Raw genomic sequence first — 20192 nt, forward strand, 5'->3', positions numbered from 1 at the left:
TTGTCGTCGGTGGGGAGGTGCCGTCGAGATTTGCGCGCTGCCGGGAGGGGAGCCACGGCCTGCTGATCCGTGGCTCGCGGGGCCGTCACTGCGGTCCGAGGGGTGGATCGCCGATCCGTGGCTGAGGGCGGCGCCGCCGCGGTAGGAACGGGGCACATCGGACGGGAGGGGCGCGTCGTGATCGACCGGGCCGGCTTGGCGGAGTTCCTGCGGCGCCGACGGGAGTCGCTGCAGCCCGAGGACGTCGGCCTGCTGCGCGGGCCGCGGCGCCGGACCAGCGGGCTGCGGCGCGAGGAGGTCGCGGCGCTGTGCCACATGTCGACCGACTACTACGCGCGCCTCGAGCGGGAGCGCGGCCCGCAGCCGTCCGAGCAGATGATCGCCTCGATCGCGCAGGGGCTGCACCTCGCCCTCGACGAGCGCGACCACCTGTTCCGGCTCGCCGGGCACCACCCCCCGCTGCGGGGCCCGGCCAGCGAGCACATCAGTCCCGGCCTGCTGCGCATCCTCGACCGGCTGACGGACACGCCCGCGGAGATCGTCACCGAGCTGGGGGAGACGCTGCGCCAGAGCCCCCTGGGGGTCGCGCTCACCGGCGACGCGACCGCCTATACCGGCCCGGCGCGCAGCCGCGGCTACCGGTGGTTCACCGACCCCGCCTCCCGCACGCTGTACGCGCCCGAGGAGCACGAGTTCCTCTCACGCATGTACGCCTCGGGCCTGCGGGGGCTCGTCACCCTGCGCGGTCCCGACTCGAGGGCGGCGCACCTCGCCGACCAGCTGCTCGCGCAGAGCGAGGAGTTCCGGCGGCTGTGGGAGTCCCACGAGATCGGCGTCCGGCCACACGACGTCAAGCGCTTCGTCCACCCCGAGGTCGGGGAGCTGGAGCTGAACTGCCAGACGCTGCTCGACCCGGAGCAGTCGCACCGGTTGTTCGTCTACACCGCGGTGCCGGGCAGCGAGAGTCACGAGAAGCTCCAGCTGCTGTCCGTCATCGGCGCCCCGGGGGTCCGGCCGGAGGCGCGGTCACGGCCGTGACGTGCCGGGTGAGGATCTCCGGACCGTGGTCGGTGACGGCGACGGTGTGCTCGATGTGGGCGGCGCGGCTGCGGTCCGCGGTGCGCAGGGTCCAGCCGTCGGGGTCCTCGACGTAGGCGTCGGTCCCGCCCGTGATCAGCATCGGTTCGAGCGCGAGGACCAGGCCGGGGCGCAGCCGCAGCCCGCGCCCGGGTCGGCCCTCGTTGGGGACGTGCGGGGCCTCGTGCATCTCGCGGCCGATGCCGTGCCCGCCGTGGTTCTCCATGAGCCCGTAGCCGCCGCTGCGGGCGACCCTCCCGATCGCGTGGGCGACGTCGCCGAGTCTCGCGCCCGGCTGGGCGGCGGCGACACCGGCGTCGAGGGCGGCCCGGGTGGTGGCGATCAGCGCTTCGTCGCTGCGGGTGACCCGCGGATCGGGGTGCTCGCCGACGATGAACGAGACGGCGGCGTCGCCGCTCCAGCCGCGGTAGCGGGCCCCGCAGTCGACGGAGACCAGGTCGCCCGGGGCGAGGGTGTACGACCCGGGGATGCCGTGCACGACCGCGTCGTTGACGCTGATGCAGGTCACGCCGGGATAGGGCGAGGGTGCCGAGCTCGGATGGTGGCCCAGGAAGAGCGCGTCGGCGCCGGCCGCGGCGATGACCTCGGCGGCCACGGCGTCCAGCTCGTCGAGGCGGACGCCGACGTCGGCCGCGTCCCGGGCGGCGGCCAGGGCGGCGGCGGTGATCCGGCCCGCCTTGCGCATCAGCTCGATCTCGCCGGGGGTCTTCAGTTCGATCACGGCACGGTGCTCCACGACTCGGGATAACTATCCCGGTATTACTATCACGCCCATGGTCCGCGTGCCGTTGACTCCCCAGGAGCGCGATCGAGGCCGTCGTCTCGGCGAGGTGCTGCGCGAGGCGCGCGGCTGCCGGTCCATGACCTCGGTGGCGGCCGCGGTCGGCATGCCGGTGGAGACGCTGCGCAAGATCGAGTCCGGACGCGTGCCGACGCCGGCGTTCTTCACGATCGCCGCCCTGGCGGGCGAGCTGGCGCTACCGCTCCACGAGCTGGTCGAGGCCTGCGAGTCGGCGCCGGGGGAGCACCCGAGGACGGCGTGAGCTCGTCACCGACGGGGTGAGCGGGGGATCGATCCGGTGCGGTCCGGCCCGGCGATGCCCGGCAGTACGGTGGCGATGCGGCACGAGCCAGGACCTGAGCTTTCCATGGCAATGTGATGCCATAGAGTCTGCCGGGTGGCGAGGCAGAAGGACCCGGCCGTGCGCACGCAGCTGCTGGAGCGTGCCGCGCGGATGCTCCGTGAGCGCGAGCCGATCACGTTACGATCGCTCGTCGCCGGGACGGGGGTCTCGACGATGGCCGTCTACACCTACTTCGGCGGGATGGACGGGGTGTGGCGTGCGCTGCGCCAGGAGGGCTTCACGCGGCTGGCGGCCCGTCTCGAGGCGCTCGTCGTGCCCGCCGATCCCGTCGAGGACCTCGTCGCCGGGGCGGCCGCCTATGTCGTCAACGCCCTCGAGCATCCCGACCTCTACCGGGTCATGTTCGATGCGACCGTCGACCTCGAGGATCTCGAGGCCGCGGAGGCGACCCTCGGTCACCTCGAGCGTGCCGCGCGACGCTGTCGCGACGGGGGGCGGATTGCCGAGGACGCCGATCCCGACCGGCTCGCCACCGAGGTCTGGACGGTCTGCCACGGGATCGTGTCGCTGGTCGTGAGTCGGGTGGCCTCTCGGCGCACCCTCGCCTCGGGCATCCCCCTCCTCGCCGCGGTGATCACCGCCGCCGGTGACGACCCCGCGGCGTGCCGACGCTCGGTCGAGGCCGGCTGGGCCGCGCTGCGCCCGCCTCAGGGCAGCACGGCCACGGCGTCGACCTCGACGAGGTAGCCCGGCGCGGCCAGCGCGGTGACCCCGATCCAGGTGCTGGGCTGCTGGAGCTCGACCCCCAGCGTCGCGGCCGCCCGGTCGCGTCCGGCGACCAGCTGCTCGGCCTTCGTCTCGTCGAGGCCGACGACGTAGACGGTGATCTTGGCCAGGTCGGCCATCGTCGCCCCCACCGCGTCGAGCGCGGCGGCGACGTTGAGGAAGCACGTCTCGGCCTGCGCGGCGAGGTCGTCGCGACCGATGAGGTTGCCCTCGGTGTCCCAGGACACCTGCCCGGCCAGGTACACGGTGCGTGAGCCCTGGGTGTCGGCGACCTGGTGGTGGACGGCGACCCGGTGGACGCGCTCGGGATGCACCAGCGTGACGGTCATCGTCGTGCTCCTCTCTCTTCGGCCGCCGGAACATAGCACAGCAATGCAATGTTAAGGGTCGGCCGATGCGGCACGGTGGTGACGATCCTGCCGGCGACGGAGCCCTCTGACCCGAGCCCGGCGCGGCCTTCGACAGGCACGGGGAGCAGGAACCGCCATCGCACGCCAATCGCACGGAGGAGGTCGTCCCGTCGTGCCCGAGCAGCGCTCGCGCCCAGGACCTGCCCACTCTCCGCAGGTCGCCGGGGGTGCGGGGGCGGCGAGCGCCCCGCCGCTGTGTCGTCGACTGGCAACATCATGGAGGTGTGCAAGGAGACATCGAGCAGCGTCGGGCCGCGTCGTCCCGTTTGACCAGCTACCTCCACGACCGACTGCGCGGTGCTGGCATGGACGCCCACGCCGCTGCTCTGGCAGCAGGTGAAGTGGCACCGGCGCCGGCTGCATGCAATGAGTCCGCGCCTAGTGTGATTGATCATCTAGAGGCAGCATTGGCGGACTCGGCCCCGGCGATCTCGAGCGATATCCAGCAGGCAATTGGCGTCCTTGCGCTGGCGGCGTCGTGGCGTCAGACGGCGTCGTACGTCGAGTGCCCGCCGAGCGCGGAGTTCCTGGACAACTATGCGCACGCGACTCTTCTGGGTCCTCCTGACGATGTGCCGATGTCTGACGTCTCGGGTCAGAACGGCGTGGCGGTCGGGTTGGTGCTCCTCGGCCCGGGCGTGGTGTATCCGCCGCATCAGCACCCGGCGGACGAGGTGTACGTCCCCTTACAACGCATCGAGTGGACGCACGAGCGACACGGAATGCCCGCGGCGGTCGCGCCTGGCGACCTCATCCATCACGTGCCTTGGCAGCCACATTCGATGAGAGTCGGCGCTCGTCCCGCTCTTCTGCTCTACATATGGTCGGGCGACGTTGTCACTCCGTCGCGGTTCTGCGCCTGATCGAGGTGTCGAGTCGAGGAGGACCTGGCGGCTCATCAGGTCTCGGGTGTGGCCGGCCGTGCCCGCGCCGGCCGCCGGGCCCGGAGCGGCCCGTCAAGGACGAGGGTGATGACGACGGCCAGGAGCACTCCAGGGCGAGGGCGGTGACGGCGATGCGATCCCGGCCTAATCGCACGCTGCTCGCACGACGGCGGGGTCGACGCGGCGCCGGATGATCAAGCGTCCTGCCGGGCCAGTGCTCTGACCTGCACCAACAGTGTGGAGCGGGCGACGGGAATCGAACCCGCGTAGCCAGTTTGGAAGACTGGGGCTCTACCATTGAGCTACGCCCGCGTGGGCCTCTCGGCCCGCCACTCCACCGTAGCGGACGCCTCTCCTGCCGCCCGGCCGGTGGTCCCGCCCCGCGTCGGCGGCGTCTGGATCGGTCGACCAGAACGATCCATGCCGGCGTGACACCCAACCGATACCTCCCGGTAGGCGTCTCTCCATCGTCACGATGGGTACGTCGGATCCCATCCAGTGAGAGGAGTCGGGGATGTTCAACGCACAGAAGGCCGTCGACCAGGTCGAGGTCACGGAGGACGACCACATCGTCCGCGGTCTGGACTAGGTCCGCCCGGCGACGGGCCGGGAGGCAGCGGCGCCTCCGCGGTCCAGGTCCCCCGCCCCTAGACTCGCCGCCACGGGGTGTGGCGCAGCTTGGTAGCGCACTCGCTTTGGGAGCGAGGGGCCGTCGGTTCGAATCCGGCCACCCCGACCGTGTGGGACGGGCACGAACGCGCGTGCGGGCCCGTGCTCACCGACGTGCCTGCACCACGTGCGCCGTCATCGCAGCAGAGACCGGGCCCTCACCCAGGACGGCGGTCATGTGCGCGGCGACCAGCCGCGTCGTCTCGTCGAGGTCACCGCGCGCCTCGATCTCTCCGCGCAGCGGGGTGCCGGTGCAGAAGCCGGTCGCGACGTCGGCCGCCGAAGCCGCCCGCCCCTCGAGCGTCACCGTCTCGACCGACTCCACCTCCAACCCCGCTCCCCGGAGGTCCCCGACGACGACCTGCGGGTCGGCGTAACCGTGGGGTACCTGCGCGAGGAAGGCCGGGACGTCGCCGGTGAGGGCACGTTCCAGGCCCTCGACGAGGACCCGGGCGAACCCGTGGGTGTCGATCCGGTCCCAGGTGTTCACCAGCACGTGACCCGAGGGCGCCAGCACCCGGCGGAACTCGGAGTACGCCGCGGGCCGATCCGGGAAGAACATCACCCCGAACTGGCACACCACCAGGTCGAAGACGCCGTCGTCGAACGGGAGACTCGACGCGTCCGCGCGCTGCCATGCGGCCGCAGCAACCCGTTCCTCGCCCGCCTCGACCATCGCCGGGTTGAGGTCCGTCGCCGTGAGGTGGGCTTCCGGGGTCGCCGCGAGGAGCTCCGCGGTCGCCACCCCCGTGCCGGCGGCGACCTCCACCACCCTGCTCGGCCGGAGGCGTGCGGCCCGCCGTGCGACGTCCACCGCGAACGGACGGAAGACCGCGTCGGCCAGACACCGGTCGTAGACGTCCGGCATCGACCCGACCCATCGACGGTGCTGGTCCTCGGTCACGGGGAATGTTCTGGCACGCAGCAGGAGTTGCCACAAGCCCGTGCGGCGTCATCCGTCGCGCCGGAGCGCGAGACCGGGGGCCGGCACCGCCCGGCCCCCCTCGTCAGAGCGTCACCGACGGGTCCGGCTCGCCCAGGCGGCCGATGAGCCACGTCGCCTGCGCGGTGAGCCCGAGCGCGTCGACGACCCGCCGCGCCCCACCCGGCGCGGTCTCCTCGAGCAGGAGCGCCAGGAGCCGTCGGCGGACGACGCTGCGGCCGCGGGGGTCGGTGCTGCGATCGCGGCGCACCCAACCGGTCAGGTCCGCCTCGCGCCCCGTGCGCTCCTGCAGCGCCCCGAGCGCGCGCACCGAGCCGTCGCTCAGGTGCATCTCGTCGGGGGCGGGGAGCACGCCCGGCCGCGCGCCGATGCCGACGTCGACGGGCCGCCCCACCTGCGCCTGCACCGCGGAGAAGTCACCGCCCGCCTCGTGCGCGAGCCGGCGTGCGATGGGGTCGAGCAGGCTCGCGACCAGCAGGTGCTCGGTGCCCACCCGCCACGACCCGACGCGTTCGGCCTCCTGAACCGCGCCGAGCCCGTGCGCCCACGACATCAGCTCCTGGTCGCACGACGCACCCGTCCCGGGCGACGCCGGCCGCGCCGGCAGGTCGTTCCCGGGCCCCGACAGCACGGTCACAGACTGCCATCACCGCCGGCCGTGCACACCTCGGTGGCGCACGACCGACCTCATCACGGCTGGCGCGTCAGCACGCGGGCCAGGCCCCGCCCCACCCCGAGGTAGTTCAGCACCGTTCGGGCCAGGCCGGGATCGTCGTCCACGAGCAGGACCGCCAGCAGCGCCTCGTCGGTGATCCCACCGCCCGCGGTCGTCCGTGCGGCACGGTCGAGCAGCACCTGCGCCCGACGCGCGACGTCGACGTCCCGGGGATCGGTGTGCGTCGCCGGAGCGGTCGGACCGTGCAACCCGGCGAGCGCGAGCTCGCACTGCACCCGGGTCACGCCCGCGTCGCGCAGCACCCGCTGGGCCTCGCCCTCCGGCCGGGCGAGGAGCGCGAGCAGGAGGTGTTGCGTGCCGACCCAGCGATCGCCGCGCCGCGCCGCCTCGCGCCGGGCCTGCGCGAGCCCGTCCCAGGTGTCCCGTTCGTCCCCATGTCGCTGCGTCGACACGCCACCATCTTGCGACAGCCCCGCAACGCCGACACAGCGGAGATCGCTCGATCGTCGGACGGGCACCGGGAGCGGCGGCTCAGCCGCGCGGCGGCGGGGTGTCCAGCGTGTGACGGGGGTGCTGGCCGTAGGCCCGGTGGTACAGGCCGGAGAAGCGCCCTCGGTGCGTGAAGCCCCACCAGGCCGCGATCATCGCGACGGTCCGACCCTCGAAGGGGTCGGCCGCGACCAGCTCGGCGTGGGCGCGCTCGAGGCGCACCGCACGGAGCAACCCCGTGGGGCTCGTGCCCCGTCGAGCGCGGAACACCTCCTGCAGCCGGCGGACGCTGGCCCCGGCGGCCGATGCGATGTCCGCCGCGATGACGTGCTCCGCGGCGTTCTCCTCGATGAAGGCCACCGCGCGGCGGACCACACCTTCTGCTGCCGTGTCGGCGTCGGCGGGGGCTGCACGGTGCGCGCCGGCCGTGCCGCGTCGTGCGTCGGCACGTCGGGAACGGACCCGGGCACGGAGCTCGCGGGCCTCGCGGGCCTCGCGGGCCTCGCGGGCCTCGCGGGCCTCGCGGGCCTCGCGGGCCTCGCGGGCCTCGCGGGCCATGGCCCCTGCCCGCGTGCGCGCCACGTCCCCGTCCGCGCCCCCGCCCGGACGGTCCCGTGTCGCGGGCAGCGGACCGAATATCCACATCGCGCGATACGACGCGGCTTGACCGATCAAGGCGCGCGGAGTCGCTGAGCGGTCGGTGCCGGTCCGTGGCCGCCGAGGAGGACGGTGGGCGGGTTCGGAGAAGGTCACGATTCGGTCACCCCCGGGCGCGGTCGGATCGTGCCCGCCGGGCACGATGTGCGCGGCGGTTCACACGGAAGCCGCGGCGGCGGCCCTGCTGCGACAGGTGGCTCTTCAGCGGCAGGGCCGCCACCCCCGGCGCCGGGAAACCGCTCGATCACCGTCGTCGGACGTGGTGGGGTCCTCCCGTGACCGCGACGACCACCGTGCGCCACGGCGTGCGCGTCCTGCAGCTGAGCGAGTCCGGCCCCGCGATCGCGGGTGAGTCGGACGCGACCGACCTGCTCGGGGAGGCGTACGGCGCGCAGGCGGAGATCGTCGCCGTGCCCGTCGGCCGGCTGACCCCCGAGTTCGTCCGGCTGTCCAGCGGTGTCGCGGGCGCGATCGTCCAGAGGTTCGTGAACCACCGGCTGCGCCTCGTCGTCATCGGATCCCTCGACCACCTCGGGCCGGCGACGGGACCGGTCGCCGACTGGGTGCACGAGGCGAACGGGGGCGACGACCTGTGGTTCGTCGACGACCTCGACGAGCTGGACGCGCGTCTCAGGGGCGCGGACATGAGCACGCCGTCCTGACGAGACGGACCGAGCCACGCGCGGCCGGTCTCCGGGACCGCGGCCAGGGCGACCAGCGCGCTCGGGCGCACGGTCACCGCGCGGGCGGTACGGGAGCCCAGTGGTCGGGACGGGCGAGGTGCGCGGGGACGGTGGTGGCGTGGTCGCCGCGCGTGGCGGCGAGCTGGGGTGCGGTGAGCAGCAGGGCGCCCGCCAGGTGTGCACCGCGGACGTCGGCGCCGCGCAGGTCGGCGCCGAGGAGCTCGGCGCGGTCGAGGTCCACGCCGCGCAGGTCGGCGCCGACGAGCAGGGCGCTGCGCAGCCGCGCACCGCGCAGGTCGCGGCGACGCAGGTCGGCGCCGACGAGGTCGGCCCCACGCAGGTCGGGACCCCGCCGGCCCGTGCGGGCCTCGACGACGACCGCGTCGAACAGCGCGCCCGCCTCGCCGCGCACCGCAGCCAGGTCGACGTCGACGAGGGCCCCGGCGTCGAGGGAGACGAGGGCCTCGACGCGCGTGCGCAGGTCGGCGGCCGCGGCCCCGTGCCCGGGCGAGGCGACCGCCTCGTCGAGCAGGGCGAGCACCTCGTGCAGCGGGCGCAGCACCTCGAGGGCATCGAACATCGCGGTCGTCCGACGGCGTGCGCCGCCGAAGGTCACCTGCACGACCTGCTGGCCCGCGCCGAAGCAGTCGAACACCGCGCAGCCGCCGAAGCCCCGCTCCCGCAGGCGGTCGTGGATGCCGCAGAGGTCGTCGGCGCGCAGGTGCGGGCACGGGACACCGGCCGGCTTGTCCAGCGCGAAGTCGGCGGAGGCGACGAACGCCGGGCCGACGCAGCACAGCGCCAGGCACCGGGCGCAGTCCGCCGACCTCGCCGGCGCCGAGGCGCTCACACCGTCAGCGCCGGGCGCGCTTGCGGCGCCTGGGCCCGAGGCCGGACAGCGCCTCGAAGGTCTCGAGCGCGCGCTCGATGCCGCCGCGGATCCTCTTCATCCGGCTCACTGCTCCTCCTCGTGACCTCTCCGTGCCCGTCGGGGGCGCGGTCCCCTCCACCGTGCCAGCCGCCCCGACGGCGTCCGGCCCCGCGCCGGGACGGTCCGGTGTCCTCCGGACGGACGCACCGTGCGGCGTGTCGCCGCGCGATCGTGCGGCGCGTCGTCAGGTGCGGGAGACGGGCGGCGGGCGGCCGACCGCGTACCGCGGGCGCGGCGCCGGTTCCGGTGAGGTCGGCGGTCGCGGCGCGGCGCCCGACGGCGGGCCCGCGCGGGCACCCGTCGGGGGCTCACCGGCCGGCGTGCGGGCGCCACGGCGCGCGGTCGGGGGGCACGTCTAGACTCGCCGCCACGCCCGGGCGGGCGCGCAAACAGGTGCAGGCACCGGCTCCCGGTGCTCCTCGACCGTGAGCGGTGAGGTGGCCTCCCGCGTCACGCCTCGGACCCGACCCGTCCGACGACGGGTCACCGCACGAGCGCAGTCCTGCCCCGAGGAGAGACGACCAGTGAAGTCCACCGTCGAGCACCTGTCGCCGACGCGCGTCAAACTCGCCGTCGAGGTGCCCTTCGACGAGCTCAAGCCCAACTTCGACCGGGCCTACAAGAAGATCGCGCAGCAGGTGCGCATCCCGGGCTTCCGTCCCGGGAAGGCGCCTGCGCGCATCCTCGACCAGCGCCTCGGTCGCGGGGTCGTGCTCGAGGAGGTCGTCAACGAGGCCATCCCCGCCAAGTACGGGGAGGCCGTCTCGGAGGCGGAGGTCCAGCCGCTGGGTCAGCCCGAGATCGAGGTCACCGAGATCGAGGACGGGGACAAGCTCTCCTTCACCGCCGAGGTCGACGTGCGCCCGGAGATCACGGTGCCCGACTACGCGTCGATCTCCGTACAGGTCGACGACGCCGAGGTGAGCGACGCCGACGTCGACGACCAGCTCAAGGGCCTGCAGGCCCGCTTCGGCACGCTCACCGGCGTCGACCGCGCGGTGCAGAACGGCGACTTCGTCGTCATCGACCTCTCGGCCACCGTCGACGGCGAGGCCGTCGAGGAGGCCCAGACCACGGGCATGTCGCACGAGGTCGGCTCCGGCCAGCTCATCGAGGGCCTCGACGAGGCGCTCGAGGGGATGACCGCGGGCGAGACCAAGCAGTTCACGACGACGCTGGTCGCCGGCGAGCACGCGGGGCGGGACGCCGAGGTCAGCGTCACCGTGCAGTCGGTCAAGGAGCGCCAGCTCCCGGAGGCCGACGACGAGTTCGCCCAGCTCGCCAGCGAGTTCGACACCCTCGACGAGCTCAAGGACGACCTGCGCACCCGCTACGCACGGGTGAAGCGCATGGAGCAGGGCAGCCAGGCGCGGGACCGCGTCCTCGAGGCGCTGCTCGAGGCCGCCGACGTGCCGCTGCCCGAGTCGGTCGTGCAGTCCGAGGTCGAGGTCCGCGCCCACGAGGCGGTCCACGAGTTCGACCACGACGAGCAGAAGCTGACGCAGTACGTCGAGTCCCAGGGCCAGACCCGCGAGGAGTTCGACACCGAGCTGCGCACCACCGCCGAGCAGGCCGTGAAGACCCAGCTGCTCCTGGACAAGATCGCCGACGACACCGGCGTCCAGGTCGAGCAGCAGGAGCTCATGGAACGCATCATGATGCAGGCCCAGCGCTTCGGGGTGAGCCCCGAGGAGTACATCCAGCAGGCGCAGCAGGCCAACCAGCTCGGCGCGATCTTCGCCGACGTCCGCCGCGGCAAGGCGCTGGCCACCGTCGTGCAGGCCGCGACGATCACCGGTCCGGACGGCGAGCCGGTCGACCTGTCCGAGCTGTTCGGCACCGCCGGCGAGGTCGAGGGCGAGACGCTCGACGAGGCCGTCGAGGGGCCCACCGAGGTCACCGCCGACGAGGACGCCCCCACCGCCGAGGGCGCCGACACCGCGGCGGGTCCGGGCGACGGCACCCAGGTCGCCGACGCCGGCACCGACGCGAGCGACCCGGCGTCGCCGAGCTCGCAGGTGGAGGTCGACGACTCGACGGGGACGGCCGACACCGAGGTCGTCGGCGCCCCCGACTCGACCTCGCGCACCTGACCCGCACGGCCTGTCGCTCGGCCAGGAGCGAACACGGCCCGTCGACGGACTCCCCGGTCCCTTCCGGTGGTTACTGTCGAAGTCGGTGGGCCCGACCGACGCCAGACCGATACCTCTCTACGTGAAAGCAGGGACCCAGGTGAGCCAGCACCTCTCCATCCCGGCCGGGGCGGTCATGCGTTCCGCCGGAGGGTCGATGACGCTCAACGACTCGGTCTACGAGCGCCTCCTCCGGGAGCGCATCGTGGTCCTGGGTCAGGAGGTCAACGACACCATCGCCAACCAGATCTCGGCGCAGCTGCTGCTGCTCGCCGCGGAGGACCCCAAGAGCGACATCACGCTCTACATCAACTCGCCCGGCGGTTCGGTGTCGGCGGGCATGGCGATCTACGACACCATGGAGTGGATCGAGCCCGACGTGTCCACGGTCGCGATGGGCCTCGCCGCGTCCATGGGGCAGTTCCTGCTCTCGGCCGGCGCCCGGGGCAAGCGCCTGGCGCTGCCGCACGCGCAGATCATGATGCACCAGCCCTCGGGCGGTCTCGGCGGCACCGAATCGGACATCACGATCCGCGCCGAGTCGATGCGCAAGCTCAAGCGTCAGCTCGCCGAGCTGATCGCCCAGCACACGGGCCAGACCTTCGAGCGGATCACCGAGGACTCGGACCGCGACCGGTGGTTCGACCCCTACGAGGCCCTCGAGTACGGGTTCATCGACCACGTCGTGACGCGCTCCACCGATCAGCCGTCGAGCAACGGCGACGCGCCCCAGAGTTGAGACACGGCCGCAGACAGGAGTCCCAGCAGATGAGTGAGCTCCACGTGCCGGGCGGCACGGCTCCGGCCTCGCCGCAGGCGCGCTACATCCTTCCCTCCTTCGTCGAGCGCACCAGCTACGGCGTCAAGGAGTCGAACCCCTACAACAAGCTCTTCGAGGAACGGATCATCTTCCTCGGGGTGCAGATCGACGACGCCTCGGCGAACGACGTGATGGCGCAGCTGCTGTTCCTGGAGTCGAACGACCCGGACCGCGACATCACGATGTACATCAACTCGCCCGGTGGTTCGTTCACCGCGCTGATGGCGATCTACGACACGATGCAGTACGTCCGCCCGGACATCGCCACCGTGTGCCTCGGGCAGGCGGCGTCGGCTGCGGCCGTCATCCTCGCCGCCGGCGCGCCGGGCAAGCGGCTCGCGGTGCCCAACGCCCGCGTGATGATCCACCAGCCGGCCACCGAGGGCTTCTACGGTCAGGCGTCGGACCTGGAGATCCAGGCCGCGGAGATCTCGCGCATGCGTCGCCTGATGGAGGACACGCTCGCGCGGCACACCAACCGCAGCGCCGAGCAGATCCGTGCCGACGTCGAGCGGGACAAGATCCTGACGGCTCCCGAGGCCAAGGACTACGGGCTCATCGACGACGTCGTGGCGAGCCGGAAGCTCTCCGCCTCGCGCTGACGCACCCGTTCCCGGTCCCCGGGGCCGCCCCGTCGCACGGGCGGCCCCGCCCGGGACGACGCGCCGGCGCACCCGGGCGCAGCGGGCCGACCGCCCGTCGAGGAACGACCGGGCGCGCCCTGTCCGCGACACCGTCCGCGGGCCCGCGACCAGCACGATTCCGCGACACCAGGACCCTCCCAGAACCTCCCCGTTCGACGGGGTGGGCGGGTACGGTCAACCACGATGAGCGCACCGACCCGGTGCGCCGGAGGGGACACGAGGTCTGCTGCGATGGCACGCATCGGCGACGGCGGGGACCTGCTGAAGTGCTCCTTCTGCGGGAAGAGCCAGAAGCAGGTCAAGAAGCTCATCGCCGGTCCCGGGGTGTACATCTGCGATGAGTGCATCGACCTGTGCAACGAGATCATCGAGGAGGAGCTCGCCGAGGCCGGTGAGGTCAAGCTCGACGAGCTGCCGAAGCCGACCGAGATCCACGAGTTCCTCGACCAGTACGTGATCGGCCAGGAAGACACCAAGAAGACGCTGTCGGTCGCGGTCTACAACCACTACAAGCGGGTGCAGGCCGGCGAGAAGAACCGCGAGGGCAGCCGCAACGACGACACCGTCGAGCTGGCGAAGTCCAACATCCTCATGCTCGGGCCCACCGGCTGCGGCAAGACCTACCTCGCGCAGACGCTGGCCAAGCTGCTCAACGTCCCGTTCGCCATCGCCGACGCGACGGCGCTCACCGAGGCCGGCTACGTCGGCGAGGACGTCGAGAACATCCTGCTGAAGCTGATCCAGGCCGCCGACTACGACGTCAAGCGCGCCGAGACCGGCATCATCTACATCGACGAGGTCGACAAGATCGCGCGGAAGTCGGAGAACCCGTCGATCACGCGCGACGTCTCGGGCGAGGGCGTCCAGCAGGCCCTCCTGAAGATCCTCGAGGGCACCACGGCGTCGGTGCCGCCCCAGGGCGGGCGCAAGCACCCCCACCAGGAGTTCATCCAGATCGACACGACGAACGTCCTGTTCATCGTGGCCGGGGCCTTCGCGGGTCTCGAGAAGATCATCGCCGAGCGCATCGGCCGTGGCGGTCTGGGCTTCGGCGCCGACATCCGCTCGAAGGCCGAGATGGAGTCGGCGGAGTCGTTCGGCGACACGCTGCCCGAGGACCTCATCAAGTTCGGGCTGATCCCCGAGTTCATCGGCCGCGTGCCGATCGTCGCCTCGGTGTCGAACCTCGACCAGCCCAGCCTGGTGCAGATCCTCACCGAGCCGCGGAACGCGCTGGTCAAGCAGTACCAGAAGCTCTTCGAGATGGACGGGGTCGAGCTCGAGTTCGCCCCCGAGGCCCTCGAGGCGATCGCCGACCTCGCGATCCTGCGCGGCACCGGCGCCCGCGGCCTGCGCGCGATCATGGAAGAGGTCCTCAACCCGGTGATGTACGACATCCCGGGTCGCGACGACGTCGCCAAGGTCGTGGTGACCGAGCAGACGGTCAAGGAGAACGTCAACCCGACGATCGTCCCGCGCCAGCCCTCGCGCCGGGAGCGCCGCGACAAGTCGGCCTGAGGCCCGGGAGAGCGGGCGCGGTCAGCCCACGCGGCGCCCGCCCGCGCTCACGGCCCCGTCGTGGGCGTGCCGGCCCAGGAACGTGATCACGTCGGGCAGCACGCGGGCGTAGTACACGCCGTCGTGACGCCCGGGGCTGATCGCGCCCACCTCGGGCCGGGCGAGCGCGATGTAGCGGCGCGCGGCGTCGACGAACGGGTCGCGGTCGCCGCACCACACCCCCGTGGGGAGGCCGGCGAGCTCCCCGGCGAAGCGCAGCGGATCGTGGGCGACCCAGTCGGCCTCCCCGGCGAACGGGCGCCGGGCGGCGACACGCCAATCGGTGAACAGGCCGGGACTGACGGCCGCGACGGCGCGCACCGGGCGTCGGCGGCGCATCCGCTCGCGGGCGTAGACCAGCGCGCCCGCCCCGCCCATCGAGATGCCCATCGCCAGCGCCGGCTCACCGGGCAGGTCGCCGGACGCCGGCGTGGTGGCGAGCCCGCGGTCGCGCAGCCAGACCGGGACCTCCTCGAGGAGCATGCGCAGCGGGTCGTCCCCCCGGGTGTAGGGGTGCCAGTAGCTGTCGCCGCCGTCGACGGCGACCACCGCGAACGGCGGCACCCCGCGGGCCCACGCGTCGCCGAGCAGGCCGCGGTTGCCCGCTCCCGAGAACCACGTCCCGTTGCCACGCAGGCCGTGCAGGCAGAGGCACACCGGCAACCCGGCGCGCTCGCCGCCGGGCGGGAGCACTGTCACCAGGCGCACGCGGCGGCCCCGGGCCGGCGAATCGACCCACTCCACGGTGCCGACGGCGTCGGTCGCGACGGGGCGGCGCCGTGGGGCGGGGATCCGCTGCGGCGGGGGCGCGGGGTCGTCCTGGCCCACCAGGAGCCCGCCCACGCCCACGGCGCCGGCGACGCCGAGGGCGCCGGCGGAACCGAGGAGGAACCGGCGGCGCGAGAGCACGGTGCTCGTCAGCCCCCGACGAGAGGCGCGTCCGCCGTCACGACCCGTTCGGCGCCCGCGTAGACGTTCATCGACCGTCCGCGCAGGAAACCGACGAGGGTCATCCCGGCCTCGCGGGCCATCTCGACGGCCAGCGACGACGGCGCCGAGACCGCGGCGAGCACCGGCACCCCGGCCATGACGGCCTTCTGGGTCAGCTCGAACGATGCCCGCCCCGACACCATGAGCACGGTGCCGGACGCGGGGACCCCGCCGTCCAGCAGGGCGTTCCCCAGGACCTTGTCCACGGCGTTGTGCCGGCCGACGTCCTCGCGGGCGACGACGAGCGTGCCGTCGGCGTGGAAGAGACCGGCGCCGTGCAGGCCGCCGGTGGTCTCGAACACCGCCTGCGCGGCGCGCAGCGTGTCGGGCAGGCCCGCGAGGACCTCCGTCGTCAGGCGCACGGGGTCGGCTCCCGGCGCGTAGCGGGTCCGGGTGCGCACCGCGTCCAGCGAGGCCTTGCCGCACACCCCGCAGGAGGAGGTCGTGTAGAAGCGGCGCTCGACGGAGTCGTCGGGCGGGGCGACGCCGGGGGCCAGGGCGACGTCGAGCACGTTGTAGGTGTTGCGCCCGCTGTCGTCGACCGAGTCGCAGTAGCGGGCCGTGGCCACGTCCTCGCGGTCGCCGATGACGCCCTCGGTGAGCAGGAAGCCGTGGGCGAGCTCGACGTCGTGACCGGGCGTACGCATCGTGACGGCCAGCGGACGGCCGTCAACGCGGATTTCCAGCGGCTCCTCGGCGGCCAGCGCGTCCGGCCGCCGTCGTGTCTGACCGTCCTCGATGCGCAGCACCGGTCGCCGCACCGTCACGCGTCCCATGACCCGCCTCCGATCCGTGGCTGTGTGTGATCGGTGTGTGACTACTCAACCGACCGGGTACCGGCCGTCGTACCGGACGGTGTCGGCGAAAGGGGACCATCCATGGCCGGCGGATTCTTCGATCGTTCCGCCATCGTCGCACCCCCGGGGTGGAGTCGCTGGCTCGTTCCCCCGGCTGCCCTCGCCGTACACCTCGGCATCGGCCAGGCGTACGCGTGGAGCGTGCTCAAGACGGGCCTGAGCCAGGGTCTCGGCCTGTCCGGCACCGCGACGGCGCTCCCGTTCCAGCTCGCGATCGTCATGCTCGGTCTGTCGGCCGCGATCGTCGGCACGACGGTCGAGCGGCGCGGCCCGCGCTGGGCGATGGCCGTCTCGACGGCCTGCTTCGCCGCCGGGTTCCTCATCTCCGCCGGCGGGATCGCGCTCGACCAGTACTGGCTCGTCGTCGTGGGCTACGGCGGCGTCGGGGGCATCGGCCTGGGCATCGGCTACATCTCGCCGGTGTCGACGCTGATCAAGTGGTTCGTCGACCGCCCCGGCATGGCCACCGGCATCGCCATCATGGGCTTCGGCGGTGGCGCGCTCATCGCCTCGCCGGTCGAGTCCGCCCTGCTCGGCGCGTTCGGCCGCACGCCCGGCGGCCTCGCCTCGACCTTCGCGGTCATGGGCGTCGCCTACGCGATCTTCATGTCGCTCGGCTGGCTGCTGATCCGCGTGCCGCCCGAGGGCTGGCGCCCGCCCGGTGCCCCGGCGGAGTCCGAGGACCCCGCGCAGCAGGGTCCGGCCGTCTCGGTCTCCAAGGCCGTCCGGCTGCCCCAGTTCTGGTTCCTCTGGATCGTGCTGTGCTTCAACGTCACCGCGGGCATCGGCATCCTCGAGAGGGCCGACGGCATCTTCCGCGACTTCTTCCGCACCACCACCGCGGAGCAGCAGCTCGCGGCGGCGGCAGCGGCGTTCGTCGCGATCCTCTCGCTGGCGAACATGCTCGGCCGGTTCGTGTGGTCGTCGACCTCCGACCTCGTCGGGCGCAAGAACATCTACCGCGTCTACCTCGGCCTCGGCGCCCTGCTCTACCTCGCCATCCTGACTCTCGGCGAGGGCAACAAGGTGATCTTCCTGATCGCGTCGCTGCTGATCCTGTCGTTCTACGGCGCGGGTTTCGCGACCGTCCCGGCCTACCTGAAGGATCTGTTCGGCACCTACCAGGTCGGCGCCATCCACGGCCGCCTCCTGACCGCCTGGTCGGCGGCCGGCGTGCTCGGCCCGCTGATCGTCAACGCGATCGTCGACGCCAGCGACGCCGAGGGACCGGCGAAGTACACGACGTCCTTCATCATCATGACCGGGCTGCTGGCCGTCGGGTTCGTGGCCAACGAGCTCATCCGGCCGGTCGACCCCAAGCACTACGTCAGTGACGCCGAGCGTGCCGCGCCCGAGGGCTCGGCCGCCGCCGAGGAGCGCAGGCAGGGAGCATCCCGATGACCGACCACACCGCCGCCGGCCCGTCGAGCGCCGGCCGCACCGTCCTCGCCGTCGTCGCGTGGCTGTGGGTGCTGATCCCGTTCCTGTACGGGGTGTACTCGCTGGTGCTGAAGATTCCCGCGCTCTTCTGACCTCCGGTCCCGTGAGTGCTCGTCCGCGCCAGGGCGCGGACGAGCACTCACGAGCGCGCAGCGCCAAGATGCCCGGTGTGAGCACCCTCTCCGACTGGATCGACGACGTCGCCCGCGAGCTGGGCATCGACGAGCTCGGGGAGCTGGTCGACCCGGAGGTCGTCCAGCCCCTCGTCCTCGACATGACCCGGGACGTGGCGCACGGCGTCGCCCGCCCGGCCGCACCCATCACCGCCTACCTGCTGGGCCTCGCGGCGGGGCGCGCAGCAGGGTCCGGGCCGGGGGAGCGGGAGCTGGCGCAGGGTTGGGCCGAGCACCTGGCGGCCCGGGCCCGCGAGCGCGCCCGCCCCTGACCATCCGCCGTAGCATCGGGGGCGATGACCAGCGACGACCGATGGGGTCGGGTGTCCGCCGACCAGGACGCGTCGGGTGACGCGGATGCCGACGAGCTCGCCCAGCTCCTGGCCATGGCCGGGGGCGCCGACGACACGGGCTCCGGGCCCGGCGGGGGCGCGCTGGCCGACGCGCTGAGCCAGGGCGTCACCACGGGGCCGAGCGACGACGTGCCCGGCCGGGAGGCCGACGACGCGGAGTCGCTCGCCGCCCTGCGCGCGGTGGAGGCCGACCTCGACCAGCGCTGGCCGGAGACGCGCATCGAGCCCTCGCTGGAGCGCATCCGCGCGCTGGTGGAGGTGCTGGGTGACCCGCAGCGGTCGTACCCGGTGATCCACGTCGCGGGCACCAACGGCAAGAGCTCGGTGACGCGCATGATCGACGCCCTGCTCACGCGCATCGGTCCGCGCACGGGGCGCTTCACCAGCCCCCACCTGCAGCGGGCCACCGAACGCATCGCCCTCGACGGCGTCCCGATCAGCGCACGCCGGTACGTCGAGCTCTACACCGAGCTCGCGCCGTACCTGGGCATCGTCGACCGGGCCCAGGAGAAGTCGGCACAGGGCGAGGGGCCGAAGCTCTCGAAGTTCGAGGTGCTCACCGGCATGGCGTTCGCCGCCTTCGCCGACGCACCGGTCGACGTCGCCGTGCTCGAGGTCGGTCTCGGTGGCAGCTGGGACGCGACGAACGTCGCCGACGCCACGATCGCCGCGATCACGCCGATCGACGTGGACCACGTCAACTACCTGGGCCCGGAGCTCGGCGGGATCGCCGCGGAGAAGGCCGGGGTGATCAAGGAGGGGTCGGTCGCGCTCATGGCGCAGCAGGACCCCGCGGCCGCAAAGGTGCTCCTCGAGCGAGCCGTCGAGGTCGGCGCCGAGGTCGCCCGCTCGGGGCTGGAGTTCGGGGTGCTGGGCCGCGAGGTCGCCGTGGGCGGCCAGCAGCTGCGCCTGCAGGGCCTCGGCGGCGAGTACGACGACATCTACCTGCCGCTGTTCGGCGAGCACCAGGCGGCCAACGCCTCCCTGGCCCTGGCGTCGGTGGAGGCGTTCTTCGGGGCGGGCGCGTCGCGGAAGCTCGACATCGACGCCGTGCGCGACGCGTTCGCCTCGGTGCGCGTGCCCGGGCGGCTGGAGCGGCTGCGTTCGGCGCCCACGGTCGTCGTCGACGCGGCGCACAACCCGCACGGCGCCCGGGCGGCGGCGAAGGCGGTACGCGAGGAGTTCTCGTTCCGCCGGCTGGTCGGGGTGGTGGCCATCCTTCGCGACAAGGACGCCGAGGGCATCCTGTCGGCGCTGGAGCCGGTGCTCGACGAGGTCGTGATCACGGCGGTGTCATCGCCGCGGGCGATGGATCCCGACGAGCTCGGCAGCCTCGCGGTCGGGTTCTTCGGCGCCGATCGCGTCGTCGTGGAGACGCGGATGGACGCCGCGCTGGAGACCGCGATCGGGCTGGCCGAGGAGACCGACGACGCCGACACCCCGGTGGCGGGCGCGGGCGTGCTCGTCGTCGGGTCGGTCGTCGCCGCCGGCGAGGCCCGGACGCTGCTGGGGAGGGAGCCGGCATGAGCGCCTCGGCGGCCGAGGCGAAGCGGGCGTTCCGCGGGCCGGCGAGCGCGTGCCTCTCGCTCGAGGTCATCATCGTCCCGCTCGCCCTGCTCGTCATGGACAAGGTCGAGGGCGGGCTGACACCCGCGAAGATCGCGTGGGTGGTCGTGCTGACCGTGGGCATGATCGTCGCGATCGCGACCTTCTCGCGCCCGTGGGGCCTGCCGCTGGCCCTGGGCCTGCAGGTACTCATGCTGCTCGGCTGGATCGTCTCGCCGTCGCTCGGCGTGCTCGGAGTGGTCTTCTGCCTCACGTGGCTGGGGATGCTCTGGATGCGCCACGAGGTGCTCAAGCGCCACGCACGGTGGGCCGACCAGGGCGGCTGAGGCCCCTCGCTACCCTCGCGGGC

The 20192-nt window shown here is 73.0% G+C and carries 23 protein-coding genes and 2 tRNA genes; 15 read left to right on the forward strand and 10 right to left on the reverse strand.

The window, feature by feature from the left end; all coding sequences use genetic code 11:
• Positions 1 to 177: 177 nt before the first annotated feature.
• Positions 178 to 1038 (forward strand): helix-turn-helix transcriptional regulator, encoded by an 861-nt coding sequence (locus C8D89_RS23030; RefSeq protein WP_116710482.1) that lies wholly within the window; start codon positions 178 to 180, stop codon positions 1036 to 1038.
• Here the strand turns inward: C8D89_RS23030 and map are convergent.
• The gene (map, locus tag C8D89_RS23035; RefSeq protein ID WP_116710483.1) at positions 992 to 1819 is read right to left on the reverse strand and encodes a type I methionyl aminopeptidase; all 828 of its coding nucleotides are present in this window, start codon (positions 1817 to 1819) and stop codon (positions 992 to 994) included. The genes C8D89_RS23030 and map overlap by 47 nt on opposite strands.
• A gap of 52 nt (positions 1820 to 1871) precedes the next feature.
• Between map and C8D89_RS23040 the strand changes: the two genes are divergently transcribed.
• On the forward strand, positions 1872 to 2141 hold the full coding sequence (locus C8D89_RS23040; RefSeq protein ID WP_116710484.1) for a helix-turn-helix domain-containing protein: 270 nt from the start codon (positions 1872 to 1874) through the stop codon (positions 2139 to 2141).
• 135 nt (positions 2142 to 2276) lie between these two features.
• On the forward strand, positions 2277 to 2930 hold the full coding sequence (locus tag C8D89_RS23045; protein WP_116710485.1) for a TetR/AcrR family transcriptional regulator: 654 nt from the start codon (positions 2277 to 2279) through the stop codon (positions 2928 to 2930).
• On the opposite strand, the gene C8D89_RS23050 is transcribed toward C8D89_RS23045, so the two are convergent.
• The gene (locus C8D89_RS23050; RefSeq protein WP_116710486.1) at positions 2891 to 3298 is read right to left on the reverse strand and encodes a RidA family protein; all 408 of its coding nucleotides are present in this window, start codon (positions 3296 to 3298) and stop codon (positions 2891 to 2893) included. The two genes, C8D89_RS23045 and C8D89_RS23050, sit on opposite strands and share 40 nt — an antisense overlap.
• 386 nt (positions 3299 to 3684) lie before the next feature.
• Here C8D89_RS23050 and C8D89_RS23055 point away from each other — a divergent pair, with 386 nt between their 5' ends.
• Positions 3685 to 4242: a dimethylsulfonioproprionate lyase family protein gene (locus C8D89_RS23055; protein ID WP_133252029.1), complete on the forward strand. Its 558-nt coding sequence runs from the start codon at positions 3685 to 3687 to the stop codon at positions 4240 to 4242.
• A gap of 259 nt (positions 4243 to 4501) precedes the next feature.
• On the opposite strand, the gene C8D89_RS23060 is transcribed toward C8D89_RS23055, so the two are convergent.
• Positions 4502 to 4575, reverse strand: a tRNA-Gly gene (locus tag C8D89_RS23060).
• A 350-nt stretch (positions 4576 to 4925) separates the two neighbouring features.
• Here C8D89_RS23060 and C8D89_RS23065 point away from each other — a divergent pair.
• A tRNA-Pro gene (locus C8D89_RS23065) sits at positions 4926 to 4999 on the forward strand.
• Between the two features lie 39 nt (positions 5000 to 5038).
• Here C8D89_RS23065 and C8D89_RS23070 read toward each other — a convergent pair.
• The 4 genes from C8D89_RS23070 to C8D89_RS29485 form a co-directional block, all read right to left on the reverse strand.
• Complete coding sequence (locus C8D89_RS23070; RefSeq protein ID WP_207787378.1) at positions 5039 to 5836, reverse strand: class I SAM-dependent methyltransferase; 798 nt, start codon at positions 5834 to 5836, stop codon at positions 5039 to 5041.
• A gap of 103 nt (positions 5837 to 5939) precedes the next feature.
• Complete coding sequence (locus C8D89_RS23075) at positions 5940 to 6512, reverse strand: Clp protease N-terminal domain-containing protein (RefSeq protein WP_116710489.1); 573 nt, start codon at positions 6510 to 6512, stop codon at positions 5940 to 5942.
• Between the two features lie 53 nt (positions 6513 to 6565).
• A complete protein-coding gene (locus C8D89_RS23080; RefSeq protein ID WP_116710490.1) occupies positions 6566 to 7003 on the reverse strand; it encodes a Clp protease N-terminal domain-containing protein in 438 nt (145 codons plus the stop codon).
• 79 nt (positions 7004 to 7082) lie between these two features.
• Positions 7083 to 7622, reverse strand: coding sequence for a helix-turn-helix domain-containing protein (locus tag C8D89_RS29485; RefSeq protein WP_165825893.1), 540 nt, complete (start codon positions 7620 to 7622; stop codon positions 7083 to 7085).
• A gap of 350 nt (positions 7623 to 7972) precedes the next feature.
• On the opposite strand from C8D89_RS29485, the gene C8D89_RS23095 reads away from it, so the two are divergent.
• Positions 7973 to 8359, forward strand: coding sequence for a DUF4180 domain-containing protein (locus C8D89_RS23095; protein WP_116710492.1), 387 nt, complete (start codon positions 7973 to 7975; stop codon positions 8357 to 8359).
• Positions 8360 to 8432: 73 nt separating this feature from the next.
• On the opposite strand, the gene C8D89_RS23100 is transcribed toward C8D89_RS23095, so the two are convergent.
• A complete protein-coding gene (locus tag C8D89_RS23100) occupies positions 8433 to 9230 on the reverse strand; it encodes a pentapeptide repeat-containing protein (protein WP_116710493.1) in 798 nt (265 codons plus the stop codon).
• Positions 9231 to 9835: 605 nt separating this feature from the next.
• On the opposite strand from C8D89_RS23100, the gene tig reads away from it, so the two are divergent.
• The 4 genes from tig to clpX all read left to right on the forward strand — a co-directional run bounded on the left by tig (position 9836) and on the right by clpX (position 14425).
• Positions 9836 to 11404 carry a trigger factor gene (gene tig, locus C8D89_RS23105; RefSeq protein ID WP_116710494.1) on the forward strand — a complete coding sequence of 523 codons (1569 nt, stop codon included), beginning with the start codon at positions 9836 to 9838 and terminating at the stop codon, positions 11402 to 11404.
• A 175-nt stretch (positions 11405 to 11579) separates the two neighbouring features.
• Positions 11580 to 12182, forward strand: coding sequence for an ATP-dependent Clp protease proteolytic subunit (locus tag C8D89_RS23110; RefSeq protein ID WP_116710535.1), 603 nt, complete (start codon positions 11580 to 11582; stop codon positions 12180 to 12182).
• Between the two features lie 29 nt (positions 12183 to 12211).
• Positions 12212 to 12865 carry an ATP-dependent Clp protease proteolytic subunit gene (locus C8D89_RS23115; protein WP_116710495.1) on the forward strand — a complete coding sequence of 218 codons (654 nt, stop codon included), beginning with the start codon at positions 12212 to 12214 and terminating at the stop codon, positions 12863 to 12865.
• A gap of 273 nt (positions 12866 to 13138) precedes the next feature.
• Positions 13139 to 14425, forward strand: coding sequence for an ATP-dependent Clp protease ATP-binding subunit ClpX (clpX, locus tag C8D89_RS23120; RefSeq protein ID WP_116710496.1), 1287 nt, complete (start codon positions 13139 to 13141; stop codon positions 14423 to 14425).
• 21 nt (positions 14426 to 14446) lie between these two features.
• On the opposite strand, the gene C8D89_RS23125 is transcribed toward clpX, so the two are convergent.
• Together C8D89_RS23125 and fdhD are read right to left on the reverse strand one after the other, a co-directional pair.
• A complete protein-coding gene (locus C8D89_RS23125) occupies positions 14447 to 15373 on the reverse strand; it encodes an alpha/beta hydrolase (protein WP_165825894.1) in 927 nt (308 codons plus the stop codon).
• Between the two features lie 8 nt (positions 15374 to 15381).
• Positions 15382 to 16230, reverse strand: a complete 849-nt coding sequence (fdhD, locus tag C8D89_RS23130) for a formate dehydrogenase accessory sulfurtransferase FdhD (RefSeq protein WP_116710497.1) — start codon at positions 16228 to 16230, stop codon at positions 15382 to 15384.
• A gap of 102 nt (positions 16231 to 16332) precedes the next feature.
• Here fdhD and C8D89_RS23135 point away from each other — a divergent pair, with 102 nt between their 5' ends.
• The 5 genes from C8D89_RS23135 to C8D89_RS23150 all read left to right on the forward strand — a co-directional run bounded on the left by C8D89_RS23135 (position 16333) and on the right by C8D89_RS23150 (position 20169).
• Complete coding sequence (locus C8D89_RS23135; protein ID WP_116710498.1) at positions 16333 to 17712, forward strand: OFA family MFS transporter; 1380 nt, start codon at positions 16333 to 16335, stop codon at positions 17710 to 17712.
• Positions 17709 to 17843: an MFS transporter small subunit gene (locus C8D89_RS30855; RefSeq protein ID WP_279323403.1), complete on the forward strand. Its 135-nt coding sequence runs from the start codon at positions 17709 to 17711 to the stop codon at positions 17841 to 17843. Before C8D89_RS23135 ends, C8D89_RS30855 begins: the two co-directional genes overlap by 4 nt.
• Positions 17844 to 17920: 77 nt before the next feature.
• On the forward strand, positions 17921 to 18196 hold the full coding sequence (locus C8D89_RS29890) for a DUF6457 domain-containing protein (RefSeq protein ID WP_207787379.1): 276 nt from the start codon (positions 17921 to 17923) through the stop codon (positions 18194 to 18196).
• Positions 18197 to 18220: 24 nt separating this feature from the next.
• Entirely contained in the window at positions 18221 to 19804 is a 1584-nt protein-coding gene (gene folC / locus C8D89_RS23145) for a bifunctional tetrahydrofolate synthase/dihydrofolate synthase (protein ID WP_116710499.1), read from the forward strand.
• The gene (locus tag C8D89_RS23150) at positions 19801 to 20169 is read left to right on the forward strand and encodes a DUF4233 domain-containing protein (protein ID WP_116710500.1); all 369 of its coding nucleotides are present in this window, start codon (positions 19801 to 19803) and stop codon (positions 20167 to 20169) included. The genes folC and C8D89_RS23150 overlap by 4 nt, the downstream gene beginning before the upstream one ends.
• The last annotated feature ends 23 nt before the right edge of the window (positions 20170 to 20192 follow it).

The organism is Actinomycetospora cinnamomea (genome assembly GCF_003096675.1).
GTDB classification, from domain to species: Bacteria; Actinomycetota; Actinomycetes; order Mycobacteriales; family Pseudonocardiaceae; genus Actinomycetospora; species Actinomycetospora cinnamomea.